Genomic DNA, 19,794 nt, shown 5'->3' on the forward strand with positions numbered 1-19,794 from the left:
GAAATAGGTGTCTGAATTCCAAAATATTATTGCCAATCAAAAACTTGAACGTGAAAAAGTTTTCCGTGATCCTGTTCATGATTATATTCATATTCGTGACCGTATCATCATTGATTTAATTGACACCAGAGAGTTTCAACGCTTGCGCCGCATCAAACAATTAGGAACTTCTTCTTATACTTTTCACGGTGCAGAACACTCTCGTTTTAACCATTCGCTAGGTGTTTACGAAATTACCCGTCGCATTATCAGCCAATTTGACCGTAATTATCGCTCTAAAACGGATGGCGATGGGTTATGGAATAATGATGAACGAATGGTTGCTATTTGCGCAGCCCTTTTACATGATATTGGACATGGTCCTTTCTCACATACTTTTGAAGCTATTTTTAATACTGACCATGAGGCCTTAACTCAATTAATTATCACTTCTAAGCAAACGGAAGTTAACCAAGTTTTAAGAAGATTAGGTGATGACTTCCCTGAAAAGGTAGCGTCCGTCATCAATAAAACCTATCCTAATCAACAAGTTGTTCAATTAATCTCCAGTCAAATTGATGCCGACCGTATGGATTATTTAAGAAGAGATGCCTTTTATGCAGGGGTATCCTATGGTGAATTTGACTTAACTCGCATTTCGCGTGTCATCCGACCGTTTGATAAAAGAATCGTTTTTGATTTTTCTGGTATGCATGCGGTAGAAGATTATATTATGAGTCGCTATCAAATGTATATGCAAGTTTATTTCCACCCAGTTTCTAGAGGAATGGAACAAGTCCTCAAGGGACTTTTAGCTCGTGCTAAAGATTGTTATCTTGAACGTGACAACTGTCAAAAAATTGAGGCTCCTATCCACTTACTCGAACCTTTTTTAAAAAACAATTGGACCCTTGATGATTATCTCAAGTTAGATGATCATATAATGAACGCTTATTTTATCCAATGGGCAGATGAAAAAGATCCCATTCTTGCTGATTTGGCCTACCGTTTTATTAATCGTAAGCCTTTTAAATCAGTCATTACAAATGACAATGAAAGAGAAGAGCTACGTACTGCCATCTTCAATGAATTAAGTAAAGTCGGATTTGACCCTAACTATTATATTAATGAAGATTCCAGCTTTGACCTTCCTTACGATTATTATCGACCTTATCACTCAAGTCAAAAAGTACAAATTGACTTAGTCACTAAAACCAATCAAGTTGTCGAACTTTCTCAAGTTTCAAGTTTAGTTCATTCCTTAACAGGTCAAGTCAGAGGAGACCATCGTATTTTCTTTCCTAGAGAGTTTATTGCTGATTTATACAATTTGCCTCAAGAAAGTCTCACTGATAGTCAAAAGAAAATTTTAGATGCTTATACCAATGAACGCCACGATGTTACCCACAATATTCAAGAACGCTTATTCTAGAAAGGAAATCTATGAAAAAAGAAAAATCATGTGGAGCAGTTATCTACTATAAAGATAATCAAGACTTTCTTTTTCTCCTCATCCAACATGAAAATGGTGGCCACTGGGCATTTCCTAAAGGACATATTGAAAAAGGTGAAACGGAAGAAGAAACAGCCCTTCGAGAAATTAAAGAGGAAACAGGTCTCGAAGTTGAATTGAATAATCAATTCAGAGAGACTACTCTCTTTTCTCCTAAAAAAGATGTTATGAAAGAAGTCGTCTATTTTATAGCAAAGACAAACTCAAATAAAGTCACTCGTCAATTAGAAGAAGTGAGTCAATTCATATGGCTTCCTTACCAAGAAGCTCTAGATAAAATTACTTATTCGAATGATAAAGACTTATTAGTCAAAGCTCAGAACTTTCTTCATTAAGAAAACCCATTAACCTATGAAGCGGTGAGATAAACACTGCTCATAGTTAATGGGTTAATCTTTTTTCATTTTAAATCTTTTCTTGGTCTTCTGACTTATTGAGAGTTTCATAGCTTTCGTCTGACTTTACCTCTTCTTCCAGAACGAGATCCCCTTCTAGATCTGTGTTAACAGCAACAACTTCTTCTGCTTCATCAGAAGGCTCAACTACTTCATAAGTTTCAACTTCCTCAAATTGGTTGGGCTCTGTTACCTCAAAATCCATTGGCTCGGCAACTTCAACTTCCTTTGTTTGTCTTGGGTCAATGTCTTTTGCTTCCTCTTTTACAAAGTCGGCTTTATGAGTGTCTTTTTCTTTTGATACCGACTCTTGATGAAGGACTTCACCTGTCCTAGGATCAAAATCCGACCTCGGAGCCACTTTATCAGTGACCTCAGGCTCAATAGTAGCTTGCGGTTTTTGACGCTTGTTCATTAGATAGTGATAGCCAAAATAAACAAACAAACATAAAACAGATAAGATAAGTATTCCTGCAAGAACCTTATCCCAATCGACTTGCATCCAACCATTGAATAAAGCAACAGCAATTATCACTAAGGCTGAAGCCCCAATATGACTCGCTAACTTTTGACCAAAAGTTAGTGATTTTGTGTAATAGATTAGGAACAATAGACCTAAAATAATTCCTAAAATTACAATGGATAAGAAAGTATAAATTTGAGGTCCTCCCAAACTGGTTAATAATCCATAAGTTAGTAAAGTAACTAATAAACCATATTGCACAAATGATCCGGCACGCTTGAACATTGAAATTCCTCCTCTATGTCTGTACTGATGGTTCAATTATACCATATTTGAGACAATAAGCCGTCTAAACGAATTGTATTTTTATACAGTCGAAAAACAATGCTCAACATGTCGTATCACTATTATTACCAAGCAGGTTGATCCGAACCCTTTGAAACTTCTTCTATTTTTTTAGCTGTTTGTTCACTTTGATAAAGTTCTACAATTTTTAAAAATAGTGGGTTTTTACTATCTTCCTTACGACTAGCAATAATATTTTTATATGAATCTGGTAGCTTTTCAATATCCGCCGCATCGTTAAAAATAACGAGATCTTCTTCGAGTTCTGCATCATTGGCAAAATTATTATTAATAACCGCAGCCGCTACATCGGGTAAAGCCGACACTAATTGTGCAGCATCTAATTCTTCAAACTTTAAATTCAATTCATTTTTGGTGATATCACTTACTTCAGCTAACACACCCGCTTCATCATCCACTTCAATCACACCTGCTTGTTCAAGTGCTAGTAAAGCACGCCCCCCATTTGTCGCATCATTTGGAATAGCAATCTTATCTCCTTCTTTTAATTGATCGAGAGAATCAATTTTTTCAGAGTAAACTTTCAAAGGTGCAACATATGTATAACCTATCGATACTAAATCTCCGTCATTAGCTTGGTTCCAATCATTTAAAAACTCAACATGCTGGAAGGCGTTTAAATCAATCGACCCATCAGACAAAGATATATTTGGCTGAACATAGTCATTGAATAGAACCAGTTTGATTTTTATTCCTTCCTCCTCTTCTGCAATATCAGCAACACTTTGCCAAACATCTTCTTCATATTCTGAAGCGACACCCACTGAAACACTCTGACCTGAAAAATCTTCTTTATCTTCAGCGAAGACATTATTGAGAGTAACCCCCCCTAATAAAGAACCCACTAATAATACTTTTAAAAATTTTTTCATCATAATTCTCCTTTTCTAATACTTTCTTTTATGTTTTTCTGCCTTTCGAATCAACCAATTAAATAGCAATTGACTGATCAAAACAATTAATAAAATCAATAAGGTTGCTACTATGACAACGTCAAAACGACTTCTTTGATAGCCTCTAGCGATCGCAACGGTTCCTAAACCACCTCCAGCTACTACACCCGCCATAGCTGTCAAGCCAATAACATTAATAACAGTCGAAGCAGATACTCTTAATAAAGATCCTAAGCCCTCTCGAATATAGACACGCCATATGATGTCCCACGGTGAAGACCCCATGGCCTGAGCCGCTTCAACAATCCCTTCATCTACCTCTAACAAAGCAATCTCCACCTGCCTAGCAAAGAAGGGAATCGTTCCTACAATGATAGGAATGGCAGCCGCCGTCGGGCCAATGGAAGTATTTACAAGCATACGTGTAAAAGGGACTAATAAAGCCAAAAGAATAATAAAAGGAATGGATCTAAAAATATTAATAAAACTGTCTAAGACTTGATAAATCCATTGGTTTTTTAAAATACCTTTTGGTCCTGTTACAACAATAACTACGCCAAGCATTAAACCTAATAAACCTGCAAAAAGGATGGTCAGTATCAGCATATATAAGGTTTCGATAGTTGCAACAATAAATTCGTCGAGAATGGGCCAAGCATTGGGTAACCATTTTTCTAAAAAAGATGATAAATTGGGGAATTGGTCATTAATAAAGGAATATACATTTACTTCTAATTCATCCACTTAACACCCTCCCTATCGGTTAAAATCTCGACATTTACTTTATGTTTTTCCAGAAAGACTAAAGCTCGTTCCCAATCTTGCGACTTTGATTCAACCGTGACAACAAGATTACCTACAAATGATCCTCTTAAAGCTTCAATATTACCATATAAAATATTACAATGTACCTGATAGTCTCTGGCTAACTGTGCAATAAAGGGCTCCGTCACCTCTTGACCGACAAAGGATAAGCGAGCGATGAAATAATCTTCTGAAGAGTTAGCTCCTCGCATTTCTTTAAGCACTAATTCATAGTCCCAATCAAAGTGGGTAGCCATATTTATAAACTCTTGCGTCAATGGGTTTTGAGGTTGGGTAAACATTTCGACAATGCCATTCTCTTCAATCACTTGCCCTTCAGCCATTACAGCCACTCGATGACAGAGGTTTTTAACAACATTCATATCGTGAGTAATCATTATAATCGATAAGCCCAATTCTTGATTTAACTGCCTTAGCAAATCAAGAATAGAATGTGTGGTTTTAGGATCCAAAGCAGAGGTTGCCTCGTCACACAATAAAATTGAAGGGTCTGTAGCTAAGGCTCTAGCAATCGCTACTCTTTGCTTCTGCCCACCTGATAACTGTTCAGGATAGGCTTGAGCTTTATCTAATATGCCAACCATTTCTAACAAAGCAGACACTTTCGCTTCTTTTTCAGCAGTAGATAATTTTAAATCTTTAAGTGGGAAAGCAACATTCTCTGCCACCGTTCTTGAATTCATCAAATTAAAGTGCTGAAAGATCATCCCTATCTTCTTGCGAGATTTTCTCAATTCAGACGCTGACAGTTGCATCAAATCAACTCCATTTATTATCACTTGCCCGCTAGAAGGTCTTTGTAAAAGATTGATTGTTCGAACTAAAGTGGATTTGCCGGCACCAGAATAACCCACAATGCCAAAGATTTCCCCCGCTTGTATCTGTAAGCTTACACCTGAAACCGCTTGGATTTTTTTATTTTCTTTTTCAAAAGTGACAGATACATTTTTTAATTCAATCAAGTATTCACTCCTTTCAATAAAACACAAAAAACTCTCCTCCAATAAAGGACGAGAGTTAATACTTCGTGGTACCACCTTAATTTGTAACCTCATCACTAAGGTTACCTCTGCCAGTACGCAAGTGAGTATCACTTGTTATACTGAGGCTTACTAACGGTTGCAGCCGTTTATCCTTATTGCTATGCATTCAGGATAACCACTCCATGGCCATTTTCAATCGCTTCCTACTGCTTGATTTCACCCTACTCAAGCTCTCTTTAAAATAGTCTGACGATCTACTTTCCACATCTACGTGTTTCATTCGATTTGTTAGAAGTATTCTAATCAAAAAAAACAATCCTGTCAACCATTAATCTACAAAAAATTTTTATTGAAGGATAACTACCTTAGCAATAAGCATATAGCTAGTTATATTTAAGGAATCGCTAGATTAAATCCCTCACTCTTTTCTCATCAAAAATATTATTTTCTAATTTTTAATAATCCATTCCATCTTCTAGCATTACATTAAAGCCTTGTTTACTAACAACTTGCATTAACTGGGCTCTTTTCTTTTCGCCAATAGCAATTTTATTTTTAACTTGATTAGTAAAGCTATCCACTCTTTGATTGCTATTTCTAGTGTCATAGTATTGTGTCATTTCCTTGTCATAGTCTGCCAACATTTGAAGATAATCTGGATTTGCGCGATAATAATTTTCAGATAATTTAAATTCGATTGGCATTCGTGGTTTCAATGGGGGTTGATCGTCCGGATAGCCATACCCAACCCCTACTAAAGGAAAAGTCAAGTCAGGTAGTTTTAATAGTTCAATGACTCTAGCTGAATCGTTTAAAATCGATCCAAAATAAACCGTTCCTAATCCTAAAGATTCAGCAGCGATCACTAAGCTTTGAGCTTGAATATAAACATCAGCCACTCCCTGAAAGAAATAATCCATTGAGCGATATTTTTCTCCTTGATAGCCTTTAGCCTTAGCTATTTCAGCATTGCGATGCCAATCCACAAGAAAAATCAATAGTTCAGGCACCTCGGCAAGATAGGCTTGTTTTGCAACCTTGGCTAATTCTTCGCGTAAAATACGATCAGTAATACGGACAACTGAAACGGCCTGCAACCCATTTGAAGTCGGACTGGCATTCATAGTTTCCATTAGTTGCTGACGAGTTTCCACTGCAACTGGGCGATCTTTATAAAAGCGAATACTACGGTGATTTTAAATCTGTCTGAGTGTTTCTTCCATAAAAAGGTCTCCTTTTAATTTGATGTCTCTAATTTAGCATTTACTGATTTTAATTTCTATTAATGAAAGGTAGGATATTTTTGAAAAAACATTTTCCTTTTATCATTGTTGGCGGTGGTATTGTTGGATCGACAGCTGCCTATTATCTGACTCGTTCTGGCTATCCAGTAATTCTTCTCGATAAAGAAGTTGGTCAAGCCAGCCAGGCGGCGGCTGGAATTATTTGTCCTTGGTTTTCTAAAAGAAGAAATAAAAAATGGTATCACCTTGTCTTTCATGGTGCAGAATTCTACCGTCAATTTATTCAAGATTTAACTGAAGACGGATTTGATGCTTCCAGTCTTTTTAAGGAAACTGGGACTTTGATTCTACGTAAAAATGAAAAAGACTTACACAGAGATCTTGAAAACGCAGATTCAAAAAGAGAGCAATCTCCTTCTATCGGAAAAGTTTCAACACTAACACAAGAAGCAATTCATGATTTGTTTCCTCTTATTGATAGCCCTTGGCCTGGCTCTTTAATTAAAGGGGGTGGCCGAGTAGATGGGCAGGCATTGGTTGCTTTATTACATAAAGCGATTCTAACAAAAGGGGGGAAAATAGTTAAAAAAGAAGTTCAGTTGCTTAAAGAAGGAAAGAGCTTTTTGATTCAGTCTGATCAAGACTCATTTACTGCAGATCAGGTCCTTTTGGCAGCAGGACCCGCTGTCAAAGAACTTCTAAGCTCCTTGCGGTTTGATTGTAACTTGCGCCCTCAAAAAGGCCAGCTATTTTCTATCTACCACCCACAATGGGTCGATAACAACTGGCCTGTTATTATGTCACCGGGTGGCATTGATATCCTTCCCTTTGATAATGGTGAGATAGTAATTGGCGCAAGTCATGAAGATGACCAAGCAAAAGACTTAACCATTAATCCCATGGTTATCAAAGAGCTAAAAACAAAGGCTGAGCAAATTTTTCCGGATGTTTTTAACTATCCTCTTTATCGAGTAAAAGTAGGTACTCGAGCCTTCACTGACAATGGCGATATCTTAATCGGATCCATCCCTGATTTATCCAATCTATGGACAATTTCTGGCTTAGGGTCTTCCGGCTTAACAAGTGGACCCTATCTAGCTTATCAATGGGTCCATAAAATCATCAATAATTATTGGGATCTTCCCGAAGAAATTATTTCCAGTCACCAACTTGTTCATAAAATATAGCAAATGAAAAATTTCGACATTGATTTATTTCGAATTCATGGTACTCTATAAGTATTAAATGAATTGTTACGGAGGAATTAATTTTTATGTGGAAAGAATTTAAAGGTTTTATTGCAAATAAAAATGTTGTTACTATGGCAACTGGGATTATTTTAGGGTCAGCTTTTACAGCAATTGTTACTTCTTTAGTCGATAATATTTTTATGCCACTCATTATAGCCATTACAGGTCAAGCAGATGTTTCAGGTCTTGTTCTGACAGTTGGTAAGACTGAAATTGTTTATGGAGCATTTATCCAAGCAATTATTAATTTTCTTTTAATTGGTAGCTTCTTATTTATCACACTTAAAGCTTTAGAAAAAGCACAAAATAAAAAAATTATTTCTCCAGAAGAAGAGCCAGCAAGCCCTTCAGAAGTCGAACTATTACAAGATATACTCTCAGAATTAAAAAGTAAATAATTAATTAGTTTTAATACCCAGACAAGCCCAGCTTTTCTGGGATTTCCCTTTTCTTGTGCACATTGACTATCGTATAATCCACAAATTTCAGTTAAGCTAGAATTATTATGTAAGAAAGAAGGATTAAAATGGTTGAAATAAACTTAAAGTCGATTAATAAAAGATATGAAGGCGCAAAAACCAATTCAGTAACTGATTTTAATTTAGATGTAGCTGATCAAGAGTTCATCGTCTTTGTTGGACCTTCCGGCTGTGGAAAATCAACCACCTTAAGAATGATTGCTGGTTTAGAAGAAATAACAGCAGGCGAACTGATTATAGATGGTAAATTGATGAACGCCGTAGCACCTAAGGATCGAAACATCGCTATGGTCTTTCAAAATTATGCCCTTTACCCGCACATGACTGTCTACGACAACATGGCTTTTGGTTTAAAGCTGCGTAAGTATGATAAAAGTGAAATTACCCGACGTGTCAATCATGCCGCTGACTTACTCGGCTTAACTGAATTTTTAAACCGCAAACCAGCCGCTCTGTCCGGTGGTCAAAGACAAAGAGTCGCTTTAGGTCGAGCGATTGTTCGTGATGCCAAAGTCTTTTTAATGGATGAGCCTTTATCAAATCTTGACGCTAAATTGCGCGTACAAATGCGGGCAGAAATTGCCAAACTGCATCAGCAATTAAAAACAACTACTATCTATGTAACCCATGACCAAACTGAAGCTATGACAATGGCCAGTCGAATCGTTATTATGAAAGACGGCTATATTCAACAAATAGGTAGCCCTCAGGAAGTTTATAATAAACCCAATAATGTTTTTGTGGCAAGCTTTATCGGCTCACCAGCTATGAACTTCTTTACTGTTACTATTGAAAGTAATACCTTAACCAATAATCAAGGTATTAACTTGCCATTAAGCCCTCATCACAAAAAGTTGTTATCAGATAAGGGTTATTTAGGAAAAGAAATTATTCTTGGCATTCGTCCGGAAGATATTCACGCGGAAACAAGCATTGTTGCGAAATCTAAAGACTCGCTTGTTAATGCTAAGATTTCTGTCGCAGAGTTGCTGGGGTCCGAATCCATGCTGTATCTAACGATTGGATCAGATGAGTTCATTGCTAGAGTAAACGCACAAGAAGTATATACTCCAGGAGAATCCATTGAATTAGCCTTCGATATGGAAAAAATTCATTTCTTCGATAAAGAAAGCGAAAAAGTTATTCGCTAAATTAAGTATAATCTTTAAACCGTTTATTTACGAGGAGGTCTTACAATGAAAGCAAAAGGAGTCATTCAAATTCCTCACTCTCTTCTTGATTTAGAGGGCTCTCATAAAGAAGGTTATTGTCTGTTTCATATCTTTTTAGAGCATTTGCAAACAGACTTTGATCAATCCTTGTGGTTATCTACTCTCAGATCAAGCAGTCAAAACATTATTGATTATATAAAACGAAATTCACATCACTTTGTTTATGTCATCCACAATTCTTTTTGGGCTAACCAAGGATCCCAAATGATGGAAGGAATTCTAAAAATGCTTAATGATGACTTTGGACAATCAGCGCTTGTCATCATAGGGTCTCCTTATACTGGTATAGAAAGTGTTGAAGATCAAATTTCTTTTGACGTGGCTCAGATAGAAAGTCATCAGAGGTTACTTAAGAAAAACACCATTAATCGCATGAGCCATTTGCTTTTACAACAAGTTGGTAAGAACTTACAAGAAAGTCATCTCGCCCAATTTGCTAACTATGGTCAAACGATTTCAGATGATCAAGATCGTGCGTTGATACGCCAACTCTTTCTAAATGGGGGGAATATTAGTAAAACCGCCCAGGATTTGTACTTACATCGCAACACGCTTAATTATCGAATTGACCGTTTAAATAAGTCAAGCGGCTTGAATTTACGCTTAATATCAGACTTGACTCTCTTATATTTACTGATTTGCTAATTTGAATAACCGATTATTTTAAACACATTACACATGAAAAGCCCAGTTACTGGAAGTAATTGGGCTTTTACTATTTTAAACGAAAGGTACAATCGGCATCATGATCATTAATAACACCAATAGCTTGTAAGTAAGAATATATAGTTACTGAACCTACAAATTTAAGACCATAATTTTTTAGGGAACGAGCGACTTCATCACTTAACTTTGAAGCAGTCTTAGGTTCTTTCTGACTTTTTGGTCTTAATACTAGCTGTCTGTTGGTGAAATGCCAGATATAATTATCAAAACTACCAAAATCTTGCTGAATTTTGATAAAAGCTTGAGCGTTGGTTATTGTAGCTTCTATCTTACCGCGATGACGAATAATCTTTTCGTTTTTTAATAAAGCCTCAACTTTATCTTCTTGATAATTGGCTATCTTTCGGTAGTCAAACTGATCAAAAGCTTGTTCAAAAGCTTGTTCTTTAGATAAAATTAGTTGCCACGACAAGCCGATATGAAACGTTTCTAACACCAACCATTTAAACAAAAGTAAATCATCATGTTCTGGTTTTCCCCATATTTTATCATGATACTGAATATAATAATCAGGCTTATTCGCTACCCATTGGCATCTTTGCATTTTTACCTCCTACTGGAAAATCATAAGCACTTGACGAATACCATAAATTAATAATCCAATCATAAAAAAATAATTTAATTCTTTAGTTAATACAAAAAAAGCAAGGTATTCTCTTAAAATAGCAAAAAAACCATGACCAAATTGGGTTCTTACCCCGACGACTCTTAAATCAAAACCGAAGCGCCAAGCATAAAGATAAGTCCTTAAAAGGTGAAAGTAACTTGTTACAATGAGCGTCTTCCCACGTTCAGGAAAACAATCATTTAAAAGCTCTTGAATATTAATGAGATTTTCTCTAGTCGTTCGAGCCTGATCTTCAATAGTAATGAAGTGATGGTCAATACCATTAGCAATTAAAAATTTCGCCATTTTTTCAGCTTCTGAAGCAATATTTTCGTGACTATTTCCCCCACTGACAATTAAATGCAGCTTTTGACCTTTTGCTCTACTTTGTTTAAAAATTTTTAATGCCCTTTTTAATCGATAAATTAAAGTCTTGTCCATCTCACCGTTCGCTGTTAATTGAGCGCCAAGAACTAATAAAATATCATTAGATCGCATTTTAAACTTAAATAGTAACAAGAGAAGGTTGAGAACAATAAAAAGAAAAAAATTAATAATTAAGTACATAGCCACTAAGGTATAAATAGCTAAGAACCGACTCATATAATAGTTTCTTTGTATAACAACCCATGCTGTAAAAATAACAATCCCAACAAAAGTAAAAGAGATCGTCAAATTAAAAAAAATACGCATGCCTGATAGCGAACGGTCATCTTCTATTCGACTTAACATTAAATAGGCTAACAACAAAAGAAAAAAGGGAATAATGATAGCAATTCCTGAACTTGAAAAATACAATAAATAGCGCATAAGTGATAATAGATACCATCTTGATTCATTAAGTATCGCAAAAAAAACTATCAGGAGTGAAAAATAAAGCAAAGCAATTAATGAGACTTTGCGCCATTTAAAAACGTAGACCAAAACGGATGAGACAAATAAAATGAAAGACAGAAAATACAACAAACCGCTCAGTCCTTTCTGTCGAGATCCAATTCATGATAAGCCGCATAAATTTCTTGTTTTTTGACATTTTGTGCTTGGGCAACCTGTTTAATGGCTGCTTTGGCTGAAAGTTTCTCTTTATCCATTAAAGATTGAACCTGGTCTTTATAGCTTAAGTCTGGATTGAGCAGCGTTTGCCTTTGATCTAATTGACCCATAGACTGCAACAAAAGGACACATTCACCTTTTAAAGAATGCTCCTCAAAATGATTGATTAGTTCTTGGCTTGTGCCTCTAAGATATTCCTCAAACTTTTTACTGATTTCACGAGCTACAACCACTTTTGTATCCGTTCCTAACAGCTGATTAATTTGCTGAATGGATTGCTTTAATCGATAGGGCGACTCGTAAAAAATAGCCGTTTCTTTTCGCCTTCCGATATCTGTTAGTAACTCAACTTGCTCATTTTTACTTCTTGGAAAAAAGCCATAATAAGTAAAGGTGTTTGCAGGTAAACCTGAAGCAACCAAAGAAGTAATGGCGGCACTCGCTCCTGGAAGGCTTATTACGGCTAATGAATTAGCCAGTAGGGATTGTACTAGAGGATGGCCAGGATCGTTGATTAGTGGCATACCAGCATCTGAGACTAGGGCAACCGTATGTCCCTCTCCAATATAGGCCGTCCACTTATCTACTTCCGATTGATTCGAGTGGTCGTGGAAAGAAAACATTCTTGTTTTAATATCATAATGCTTCAACAAAATTCCTGTTTTTCGCGTATCTTCAGCCAAGATTAGATCGACTTCTTGAAGAATTCTAACCGCTCGAAAAGTCATATCTTCTAAATTACCTATTGGAGTAGGAACCAAGTAGAGACAAGAGCTTTCTGTTTGATAACTCTTTTGAATATTCAAAATGCACTCACTTCCTTTAAGCTTAAATCTCTTTGTAAATGACAAATCAAATGCTGACTGTAATCTTTAATAATATAAACACCCTTATCAAAATTAGCCATACCGTTTTTAGCCAAGTAATATTCTTTTTTGGGACGATTTAACTGTTTGAAATGGTACTCCGCAGACATCGCTAAAGACTTATTCGGCCACTTTTCAACATAGATTAGTTTTAAAGGCTGCCGCTTTTTAACGCGAGTATACTTCGCTCCTTTGCCCTTATTATGAGCTTCTAACCTTTGCCTAAGATTGGTTGTAAATCCTCCATAAAGTGTTTTGTCATGACAGTATAAAACATAAAAGTAGAACCCTTCATCATTAATGATTTCCATAGTAGATCTCCTGCATCATAGGGGTATAGGATCCATCTTCTTGATGTACGATAATTGCAGGTTCAACTCGAACGCCTTGTCTTCCTCCCCTGGCAATGGCCTCTACCAAGACACTATTGGCATTTTCAGCTTGTTTTGGATGGACAAAGCAAAGGCGTTTGATAGCAAAGTGATGATTTAATAAACTCATCATTAGATCGTCTAATCTATTTGGGCGATAAACAATAAATAGCCTGCCTTTTTGCTTAAGTAATTGGCTCGCTTTGCTCACCCATTCATCTAAAGTTAAGTGAATTTCATGACGAGCAATAGCATGATAAGGATTAGAATGTAATTTAGCTGCCTCATTGAGCGAAAAATAAGGAGGATTACAGCTGATAACATCTAATCGCTGATTATTTGCTTTTAATTGCCTTAAATCCCCCTGGATGATTTCAATTTGTTCTTCTAAACCGTTTAATCGAACCGATCGTTTTGCCATATCTGCAATATCTGCTTGCAACTCAATAGCTTGAATTTTAGCATCTGTCCGATGCGATAAGAGTAGAGGAATGATGCCACCGCCTGTACAAAAATCCATTATCCTTGAGGAAGAGGACCGCTGATTGAATGTGATAAAATTCGCCAGCAAAACGGCATCCACAGAAAAAGGAAAGTAATTTGGATTTTGTATTACATAACGGTTTTCTCGAATCAGAAAATCAAGTCGTTCTTCATCTTTCACCAATCGTATTTGTTCATCAGTCAGTTTTGGCATAAACAGTTCTTTTGTCATCTATTGCTCTCCTAAAGAGTCAATAATGTCTTGACAAAAGATACATTCTTCATTGGTTTCACGCTTACTACCAAAATAATGATGACAAATATGAATACCATCATTATAGAAGGCTTGAAGACGAGCTTGCCCACTTTGACGATGCTCAAGCGTTTGCTCTGATTTATCAATAACTTGATTTTTTTGATTTTCCTCATCTTTTAATGGCTTAATTTCTATTTGCTCAACTGCTTGGTACTGCTGCATCCTTAACCGATTGTTTTCATTAGTTAACCGTGTCACTTCTTCCGACAAGGTGTTAACCGTTTCGAACAATTGATTCAGCTCTTGGTTAACTTGCATAAGAAGTTCTTCAATTTTTATTTCAGACATGCTAACACCTCTCTTCATATTACTTCCATTCACACATTTTAATCGCTAAGCGCTCATAGGCCAACTGTGGTGTGACATTAAACAAAAGGAGTTTTTTACTATCCATTAAGAGCTCATTCATTCTATGATAGCTTGTTTGACTCATTTGATGATCGATTCTCTCTTTAATTCTATTTACCCTCTTTTGTAAACTTCCTAAGTGGTTTTCTTTAGATGGATAGTGACTCAATAACAATTGGGCATTCAACCAATTTAAATAATCGAGACCATCTTGGCCTTGATTATAATTAAGATAGGGTTTTAAATGTTGCTGGATAGCAACAAAAGCATAAGGGTTTTCTTGTATCAATAACTGATAAAAATATTCTATGGCTTTTAGCCAAGCTTCGAAAGACTCCGCCTCATAGTCATCCATTAAATTCTCCAAGCGATTGGCTGATAGCTTTAACATTACTCTTGCATGCTGATCACGAATACCTGCTTGCACCATCTGATCAATTTGAGAGTGTTCTTTATCATCTTCCAAGATCACTTCCTGAACTCTCGATTGAATAGTCGGTAGTAATTGTTCAGCCTGACGACTAAATAAAAAGATATAAACATTAGGACTTGGTTCTTCCAAAAAAAGTAAAAGAGCATTGGCTGCTGCTGGGCCCATTAAATCTGCCTGCTCAATCGTAGCAATTTTAAAATCAGCCTCAATCGGACTCGTTCCTAACCATTCTTTTAGCCCTCGGATCTGATCCACTTTGATGCTACGCCCATCGGGTTCAATAGTCATATAATCTGCAAACTGACCCCTAGTAATTCTCTGACAGTCCATGCAATTTAAACAAGCCCTTCCTTCTGCATCAAAATGCTTACAAACAAGGGCTTGAGTAATTGTATCCACTAATTCTTTTTTTGCTGGGTTTAATTCGCCAGTAAATAAATAAGCGTGAGCGAGTCGCTTATGTTGTATCAATAGATTAAAATGCTTTTTGGCAGCTTCTAACCGCATAGACTCCCTCTTTCAAATGCTTGTCTCTTAGAAATGGAAGAAACTTTCAATAGGTAGAACAAAAACAGTCGCTCCACCAACTTCAACTTTTAATGGGTAAGTATTTGAAACTTCCAAATTCATATCTAGATGGATAGGTGTTGAAATATATTGCTCACGAGACTGACATGAAGCTTTAATAACTTCAAGCACTTCCTCAATTCGCTCATCTTCTACTCCTAATAAGAATGTTGTATTACCTGAACGAAGAAAACCTCCAGTTGAAGATAATTTTGTCGCACGAATATCATTTTCTAATAAAGCCTTCCCCAAAACTTGTTGGTCTTGATCTTGCACGATCGCTACTAGTAATTTCATATTATCCCTCCTGATGTATTATTACTTAATCATACCACGTTTTTTTAGAGTTTCGAAGCACTCCAAGCTAACTTGTTCTACACTTTGATTACCATCAATTACCACAATATTTTCCCATTGAGGTATCAAGTCGAGATAGGTTTGTCTGACTCGTTGATGAAAGGCAAGTGCCTCCCGATCGAGGCGATCATACTGTCTACTACCACGAGCTTTCTCGATCCTCTCCAAACCTATGTCAGCAGGAACATCTATTAAAATAGTAAGGTCTGGTAAGTGGTCTTCAATGGCGAACTGGTTAATCTGCCAAACGGCCTCTAAACCGATTGCTCTTGCAACGCCCTGATAGACTAATGAAGACAGCACAAAACGGTCACTAATCACCATTTTCCCCGCTTGAACATTGGGTAAAATTGTTTCACTCAAGTGTTGCCGACGACTTGCTGCATATAGTAAGGCCTCTGTTCGATAGTCCATAGCTGTATTATTAATATCTAAAATGAGTTCGCGAATTTGCTCAGCTATCGGGCTGCCCCCTGGCTCTCTAGTAAATACTGCTTCTACACCTTCTTTTTCAAGCATTGGACCTAAAACTTTGATAATCGAGGTTTTCCCTGATCCATCTGGTCCTTCAAACGCAATAAACTTCCCTTTTGGCATTTGATACTCCTTTATTATAACTCTCTTCGGCCTTCAATGGCACGAAAGAGGGTCATTTCATCTGCGTATTCGATATCGGATCCCACTGATAATCCATGAGCGAGACGCGTTACTTTTATGCCGGCCGGCTTAATCAACCTTGATAAATAAATGGCTGTCGCTTCACCTTCAGCAGTGGCATTAGTTGCCACAATAACTTCTTTAACTTCTTCATCTTGAAGTCTCTTTATTAGTGAGGCAATATTTAAATCCTCAGGTCCTGTGCCTTCCATAGGCGAGAGTACACCTTGCAGGACGTGATAGCATCCGTGAAATTCTTGCATTTTTTCCATCGACATCACATCACGACTATCTTCAACAACTAAAATAATCGATCGATCTCTTGACGAATCACTACAAATCATACATGGGTCTGTATCAGTAATGTTCCCACAAACCGAACAATATTTAAGATCACGCTTAGCGTTTATCAAGGCCTGAGCAAAGTAAGAAACATCTGCTTCAGACATTTCTAAAACATAAAAAGCTAGACGAGCGGCTGTTTTACTTCCGATACCTGGTAATTTAGTGAAGCTATTTATTAATTTGGCAATGGGTGATGGATAATCCATTCCAACTCCCCCTTTCTTTTCTTACTACTAGAAAGGCAAGTTTAGCCCTTTGGTGAATTGGCCCATTTGATCTTGTGTTGTTTGTTCAACTTCTTGAATCGCATGGTTAATTGTTGCTAAAACTACGTCCTGCAACATTTCGATATCTTCTGGATCAACTAGTTCTGGTTTAATGGTTAATTCTTTGATTTCTTTTTTACCAGTCATAACCACTTTAACTAATTGTTGTGCATCCTCCACCATAAATTCTTTAGCTTCTAGTTCTTTTTGTGTTTTCTCCATCTCTTTTTGCATCTTCTGAACTTGCTTCATCATATTGTTCATATTTGGCATCATTTTGCATCTTCCTTCCATTGTTTCAATATTATTGTAAAATTTGTCTTTTATTTCGACTACGCTTCAATTATAGCATACGGCAATAACTTCTTTCGACTACAAAAGAAGTCTTTTATAATCAAATTAAATAATTCAAATTCACCTCAACTCATACTCCACCTCATACCATTCGTAAAGTATTAATAAACCAAAAGAATCCAAGCGCTTAAACACTTGGATTCTCTATTGACTAACTATCAATTGTAATTCATATTATTTCAGCAGTAAAAGTGATACTTAAAGAATTAATTAAATTCATCACCAACTAATTTTCTTAACGATCATTGTAAATAGTGATATTTTCTTCACCAAAGAGTTCGATGGCTTTTTGGACCGCTAGATTCTCTTGCTCCTGAGTATCCTCTATATCAAAAAATCCCGTTTGCCCATCCGCCGGTTGAATACTTGAACTTTCTCCCTCTTCAATATGGTGAATTTGACTCCGTTGGAATAAAGCTGCTACATCTTCTGCCGGCTCAGGTAATTGAGCTTCAATTGATTCTAACTCTTCATTTTGAGGCCTATTTTTTTCAGTTTGATCAATTTCTGATAAATTATCCTGATTAATGTGACCTGGGGGATTGTCCTGCGAATCTGTCTGATCATTTTGTAGCGAATCAATAGTTCCTTCTGACGGAGTTATACTTTCTTGAACTTTTGATAACTTTTTAGCTAGTTCTATCGGCTTTCTACCATTTTGTTCAAACAAGATTTTGTAATCCCTTCGAATACCAGACCAATCAGCCTGCCACAAATAAGTGAAGTGAATCGCCTTACCTAAACGCTGACTCACTATATTATTCACCTGATCCATTAAATGACTATCATGTTGAACAATCGCGCATAAATTTTGGTCTTCGAAGGAAATCAAAGCGCAGTCTGGCCCTGCCGCTAACGGTCTAGTATTATTCAAGCGAACTCTTTGGTTAGGAGCTAGTTCAGCTAAAATAGCTGACCACTCTTTTTTTAAATGGTTAATATCTTCTTTAGTTGCTTGATTCAAAACATTATAAATCGCATGTAAGTCGACCACATAATCTTTTTGAGCAAAATCAGGCTTTTTACGCGGAATTAATTCCGTTTGATTATTAACTCCTTGAGTAGTACTTTTTTGATTATTTATAAGTTCAGCAAGTAATTTTTTTTGTTTTTCTAGTTCCTCTTGTAACAGTCTAATCTGACTTTCTATCTGTCCAGACATTTGAGGCTCTACTTGCTCTACTTCTTCTCTTAGAAGTAGGTCCTGCCCTAATTGTGCTAATTGAACCGTCATAACTTCTAAATAAACTTCTGGTTGTGTAGAAAAACGTATCTTATTTTGCGCTTGATTCAAAAAGTCAATTAACTGATAAAAGAATGCTGGCTCAACATTTTCTTTCAATGGCTGTAATTCTTGGTCAGTTAGCAGTGTATGGTTCTTAATTGAAAATAAACTTAAAAGGACATCTCTAGCAAATAAAATCAGTTCTTCAATAAATCGCCCAGCCTGTTTTCCCTCTTGTAATTGTTCTTCCAAGATCTGCAAGGCTTCTTCTACTCGTGATTGAGCAAGCGCTTGAATATATTGAACATAAACGGTTTGAGCAAAAGAACCGGATACTAACAAAGCCGTTTCAAGTTCTAGGTGATCTTGCCCATAAGAAAGCGCTTGGTCTAGTAGACTTAGAGCATCCCGCATTCCACCGTTAGCTGCTCGAGCAATAACTTTCAACGCTTCAAGATCATAGTCTTGTTGGTCATGGTCCAAAATATATTGCATCCTTCTAATCAAATCAAGGTCTTTAATCCGTTGAAAGTCAAAGCGCTGAGTTCTTGATAAAATAGTGGCCGGTATTTTATGAGGCTCCGTCGTCGCAAGTATAAAAATTACATTGGCAGGAGGCTCTTCTAATGTTTTTAAGAGTGCATTAAAGGCACCAGTTGTTAACATATGAACCTCATCAATAATATATACTTTATTCTTGGCACGTGTAGGAGCATAGCGAACACGGTCTCTCAGGTCACGAATTTCATCAACTCCGTTATTCGATGCCGCATCAATCTCAATCACATCACTAATCTCTCCTGAAGTAATCCCTTGACAAATAGAACATTCATTACAAGGATTTCCATCCGTTGAATTAGGACAATTGACCGCTTTTGCAAGTATCTTAGCAACAGAAGTTTTACCCGTTCCTCTTGGACCTGAAAAGAGATAGGCGTGGCTTAATTGCTGTTTAGCAATCGCATTCCTCAAAGTTTGGGCGATCATTTCTTGCCCGACTAATTCATTAAAAGATTGCGGTCGCCAAACACGGTATAATGCCTGATAACTCATTATTTATAGCCTCCTCCATTTAGTAAACTTATTATATCGAATTTGTCACTGCTTGGCGAATGCTTTTAAAATCTGCCTAAATAGATACTCTAAAATTCAAGATTTTAATCTTCACAATTTATGGTAGAATATAGCTTGTGAAAAT

The 19,794-nt window shown here is 36.6% G+C and carries 23 protein-coding genes and 1 other annotated feature; of the genes, 6 read left to right on the forward strand and 17 right to left on the reverse strand.

What is annotated here, in order from left to right:
• Nucleotides 1-7: 7 nt before the first annotated feature.
• Together ACQV18_RS00300 and ACQV18_RS00305 are read left to right on the forward strand one after the other, a co-directional pair.
• Complete coding sequence (locus ACQV18_RS00300; RefSeq protein WP_428873130.1) at nt 8-1,411, forward strand: HD domain-containing protein; 1,404 nt, start codon at nt 8-10, stop codon at nt 1,409-1,411.
• 11 nt (nt 1,412-1,422) lie between these two features.
• On the forward strand, nt 1,423-1,827 hold the full coding sequence (locus ACQV18_RS00305; protein WP_428873129.1) for a bis(5'-nucleosyl)-tetraphosphatase: 405 nt from the start codon (nt 1,423-1,425) through the stop codon (nt 1,825-1,827).
• 70 nt (nt 1,828-1,897) lie between these two features.
• On the opposite strand, the gene ACQV18_RS00310 is transcribed toward ACQV18_RS00305, so the two are convergent.
• The 5 genes from ACQV18_RS00310 to ACQV18_RS00330 all read right to left on the reverse strand — a co-directional run bounded on the left by ACQV18_RS00310 (nt 1,898) and on the right by ACQV18_RS00330 (nt 6,601).
• Entirely contained in the window at nt 1,898-2,635 is a 738-nt protein-coding gene (locus tag ACQV18_RS00310; RefSeq protein WP_428873128.1) for a DUF3021 family protein, read from the reverse strand.
• A gap of 125 nt (nt 2,636-2,760) precedes the next feature.
• Nucleotides 2,761-3,588, reverse strand: coding sequence for a MetQ/NlpA family ABC transporter substrate-binding protein (locus tag ACQV18_RS00315; protein WP_428873127.1), 828 nt, complete (start codon nt 3,586-3,588; stop codon nt 2,761-2,763).
• A gap of 15 nt (nt 3,589-3,603) precedes the next feature.
• Nucleotides 3,604-4,320 carry a methionine ABC transporter permease gene (locus ACQV18_RS00320; RefSeq protein ID WP_428873164.1) on the reverse strand — a complete coding sequence of 239 codons (717 nt, stop codon included), beginning with the start codon at nt 4,318-4,320 and terminating at the stop codon, nt 3,604-3,606.
• Nucleotides 4,321-4,340: 20 nt separating this feature from the next.
• Nucleotides 4,341-5,396 (reverse strand): methionine ABC transporter ATP-binding protein, encoded by a 1,056-nt coding sequence (locus tag ACQV18_RS00325; RefSeq protein WP_428873126.1) that lies wholly within the window; start codon nt 5,394-5,396, stop codon nt 4,341-4,343.
• 41 nt (nt 5,397-5,437) lie between these two features.
• Nucleotides 5,438-5,696: a binding site (T-box leader), on the reverse strand.
• 176 nt (nt 5,697-5,872) lie between these two features.
• A complete protein-coding gene (locus ACQV18_RS00330) occupies nt 5,873-6,601 on the reverse strand; it encodes a nitroreductase family protein (protein WP_428892399.1) in 729 nt (242 codons plus the stop codon).
• A 119-nt stretch (nt 6,602-6,720) separates the two neighbouring features.
• On the opposite strand from ACQV18_RS00330, the gene ACQV18_RS00335 reads away from it, so the two are divergent.
• The 4 genes from ACQV18_RS00335 (at nt 6,721) to ACQV18_RS00350 (ending at nt 10,267) form a co-directional block, all read left to right on the forward strand.
• Nucleotides 6,721-7,848: an NAD(P)/FAD-dependent oxidoreductase gene (locus ACQV18_RS00335; protein WP_428892364.1), complete on the forward strand. Its 1,128-nt coding sequence runs from the start codon at nt 6,721-6,723 to the stop codon at nt 7,846-7,848.
• 86 nt (nt 7,849-7,934) lie between these two features.
• Complete coding sequence (gene mscL / locus ACQV18_RS00340) at nt 7,935-8,309, forward strand: large conductance mechanosensitive channel protein MscL (protein WP_428873123.1); 375 nt, start codon at nt 7,935-7,937, stop codon at nt 8,307-8,309.
• 128 nt (nt 8,310-8,437) lie between these two features.
• On the forward strand, nt 8,438-9,541 hold the full coding sequence (locus ACQV18_RS00345) for an ABC transporter ATP-binding protein (RefSeq protein ID WP_428892365.1): 1,104 nt from the start codon (nt 8,438-8,440) through the stop codon (nt 9,539-9,541).
• A 45-nt stretch (nt 9,542-9,586) separates the two neighbouring features.
• Nucleotides 9,587-10,267 (forward strand): PucR family transcriptional regulator, encoded by a 681-nt coding sequence (locus ACQV18_RS00350; protein WP_428892366.1) that lies wholly within the window; start codon nt 9,587-9,589, stop codon nt 10,265-10,267.
• 70 nt (nt 10,268-10,337) lie between these two features.
• On the opposite strand, the gene ACQV18_RS00355 is transcribed toward ACQV18_RS00350, so the two are convergent.
• The 12 genes from ACQV18_RS00355 to dnaX all read right to left on the reverse strand — a co-directional run bounded on the left by ACQV18_RS00355 (nt 10,338) and on the right by dnaX (nt 19,649).
• Nucleotides 10,338-10,892: a DNA-3-methyladenine glycosylase I gene (locus tag ACQV18_RS00355; protein ID WP_428873120.1), complete on the reverse strand. Its 555-nt coding sequence runs from the start codon at nt 10,890-10,892 to the stop codon at nt 10,338-10,340.
• 9 nt (nt 10,893-10,901) lie between these two features.
• Nucleotides 10,902-11,765, reverse strand: a complete 864-nt coding sequence (locus tag ACQV18_RS00360; protein ID WP_428892367.1) for a YdcF family protein — start codon at nt 11,763-11,765, stop codon at nt 10,902-10,904.
• Between the two features lie 161 nt (nt 11,766-11,926).
• Nucleotides 11,927-12,814 carry a 16S rRNA (cytidine(1402)-2'-O)-methyltransferase gene (rsmI, locus tag ACQV18_RS00365; RefSeq protein WP_428875231.1) on the reverse strand — a complete coding sequence of 296 codons (888 nt, stop codon included), beginning with the start codon at nt 12,812-12,814 and terminating at the stop codon, nt 11,927-11,929.
• Entirely contained in the window at nt 12,811-13,185 is a 375-nt protein-coding gene (locus tag ACQV18_RS00370; protein ID WP_428873117.1) for a GIY-YIG nuclease family protein, read from the reverse strand. The genes rsmI and ACQV18_RS00370 overlap by 4 nt, the downstream gene beginning before the upstream one ends.
• Nucleotides 13,172-13,960: a tRNA1(Val) (adenine(37)-N6)-methyltransferase gene (locus ACQV18_RS00375; protein ID WP_428873116.1), complete on the reverse strand. Its 789-nt coding sequence runs from the start codon at nt 13,958-13,960 to the stop codon at nt 13,172-13,174. The genes ACQV18_RS00370 and ACQV18_RS00375 overlap by 14 nt, the downstream gene beginning before the upstream one ends.
• A complete protein-coding gene (locus tag ACQV18_RS00380) occupies nt 13,961-14,332 on the reverse strand; it encodes an initiation control protein YabA (RefSeq protein WP_428873115.1) in 372 nt (123 codons plus the stop codon). It abuts the gene before it with no gap.
• 19 nt (nt 14,333-14,351) lie between these two features.
• Entirely contained in the window at nt 14,352-15,332 is a 981-nt protein-coding gene (locus ACQV18_RS00385) for a DNA polymerase III subunit delta' (RefSeq protein WP_428873114.1), read from the reverse strand.
• 27 nt (nt 15,333-15,359) lie between these two features.
• A complete protein-coding gene (locus ACQV18_RS00390; RefSeq protein WP_428873113.1) occupies nt 15,360-15,689 on the reverse strand; it encodes a cyclic-di-AMP receptor in 330 nt (109 codons plus the stop codon).
• A 21-nt stretch (nt 15,690-15,710) separates the two neighbouring features.
• A complete protein-coding gene (gene tmk, locus ACQV18_RS00395) occupies nt 15,711-16,346 on the reverse strand; it encodes a dTMP kinase (protein WP_428873112.1) in 636 nt (211 codons plus the stop codon).
• A 14-nt stretch (nt 16,347-16,360) separates the two neighbouring features.
• Nucleotides 16,361-16,957, reverse strand: coding sequence for a recombination mediator RecR (gene recR, locus ACQV18_RS00400; protein WP_428873111.1), 597 nt, complete (start codon nt 16,955-16,957; stop codon nt 16,361-16,363).
• A gap of 27 nt (nt 16,958-16,984) precedes the next feature.
• Nucleotides 16,985-17,290, reverse strand: a complete 306-nt coding sequence (locus ACQV18_RS00405) for a YbaB/EbfC family nucleoid-associated protein (protein WP_428873163.1) — start codon at nt 17,288-17,290, stop codon at nt 16,985-16,987.
• Nucleotides 17,291-17,606: 316 nt separating this feature from the next.
• Nucleotides 17,607-19,649: a DNA polymerase III subunit gamma/tau gene (dnaX, locus tag ACQV18_RS00410; protein WP_428892368.1), complete on the reverse strand. Its 2,043-nt coding sequence runs from the start codon at nt 19,647-19,649 to the stop codon at nt 17,607-17,609.
• Nucleotides 19,650-19,794: the final 145 nt, after the last annotated feature.

Origin of the sequence: Facklamia sp. P9177, assembly GCF_050409585.1 — a bacterium.
In the GTDB taxonomy this organism is placed as follows: Bacteria; Bacillota; Bacilli; order Lactobacillales; family Aerococcaceae; genus Facklamia.

Bases quoted from the DNA above. Each gene is read 5' to 3' on its own strand.
- ACQV18_RS00360 (WP_428892367.1), bottom strand. From the start codon at position 11,765: ATGCGCTATTTATTGTATTTTTCAAGTTCAGGAATTGCTATCATTATT.
- ACQV18_RS00355 (WP_428873120.1), bottom strand. From the start codon at position 10,892: ATGCAAAGATGCCAATGGGTAGCGAATAAGCCTGATTATTATATTCAG.
- ACQV18_RS00380 (WP_428873115.1), bottom strand. From the start codon at position 14,332: ATGTCTGAAATAAAAATTGAAGAACTTCTTATGCAAGTTAACCAAGAG.
- ACQV18_RS00350 (WP_428892366.1), top strand. From the start codon at position 9,587: ATGAAAGCAAAAGGAGTCATTCAAATTCCTCACTCTCTTCTTGATTTA.
- ACQV18_RS00375 (WP_428873116.1), bottom strand. From the start codon at position 13,960: ATGACAAAAGAACTGTTTATGCCAAAACTGACTGATGAACAAATACGA.
- ACQV18_RS00345 (WP_428892365.1), top strand. From the start codon at position 8,438: ATGGTTGAAATAAACTTAAAGTCGATTAATAAAAGATATGAAGGCGCA.
- mscL (WP_428873123.1), top strand. From the start codon at position 7,935: ATGTGGAAAGAATTTAAAGGTTTTATTGCAAATAAAAATGTTGTTACT.
- dnaX (WP_428892368.1), bottom strand. From the start codon at position 19,649: ATGAGTTATCAGGCATTATACCGTGTTTGGCGACCGCAATCTTTTAAT.
- ACQV18_RS00310 (WP_428873128.1), bottom strand. From the start codon at position 2,635: ATGTTCAAGCGTGCCGGATCATTTGTGCAATATGGTTTATTAGTTACT.
- ACQV18_RS00385 (WP_428873114.1), bottom strand. From the start codon at position 15,332: ATGCGGTTAGAAGCTGCCAAAAAGCATTTTAATCTATTGATACAACAT.
- ACQV18_RS00390 (WP_428873113.1), bottom strand. From the start codon at position 15,689: ATGAAATTACTAGTAGCGATCGTGCAAGATCAAGACCAACAAGTTTTG.
- tmk (WP_428873112.1), bottom strand. From the start codon at position 16,346: ATGCCAAAAGGGAAGTTTATTGCGTTTGAAGGACCAGATGGATCAGGG.
- recR (WP_428873111.1), bottom strand. From the start codon at position 16,957: ATGGATTATCCATCACCCATTGCCAAATTAATAAATAGCTTCACTAAA.
- ACQV18_RS00405 (WP_428873163.1), bottom strand. From the start codon at position 17,290: ATGCCAAATATGAACAATATGATGAAGCAAGTTCAGAAGATGCAAAAA.
- ACQV18_RS00315 (WP_428873127.1), bottom strand. From the start codon at position 3,588: ATGAAAAAATTTTTAAAAGTATTATTAGTGGGTTCTTTATTAGGGGGG.
- ACQV18_RS00370 (WP_428873117.1), bottom strand. From the start codon at position 13,185: ATGGAAATCATTAATGATGAAGGGTTCTACTTTTATGTTTTATACTGT.
- ACQV18_RS00305 (WP_428873129.1), top strand. From the start codon at position 1,423: ATGAAAAAAGAAAAATCATGTGGAGCAGTTATCTACTATAAAGATAAT.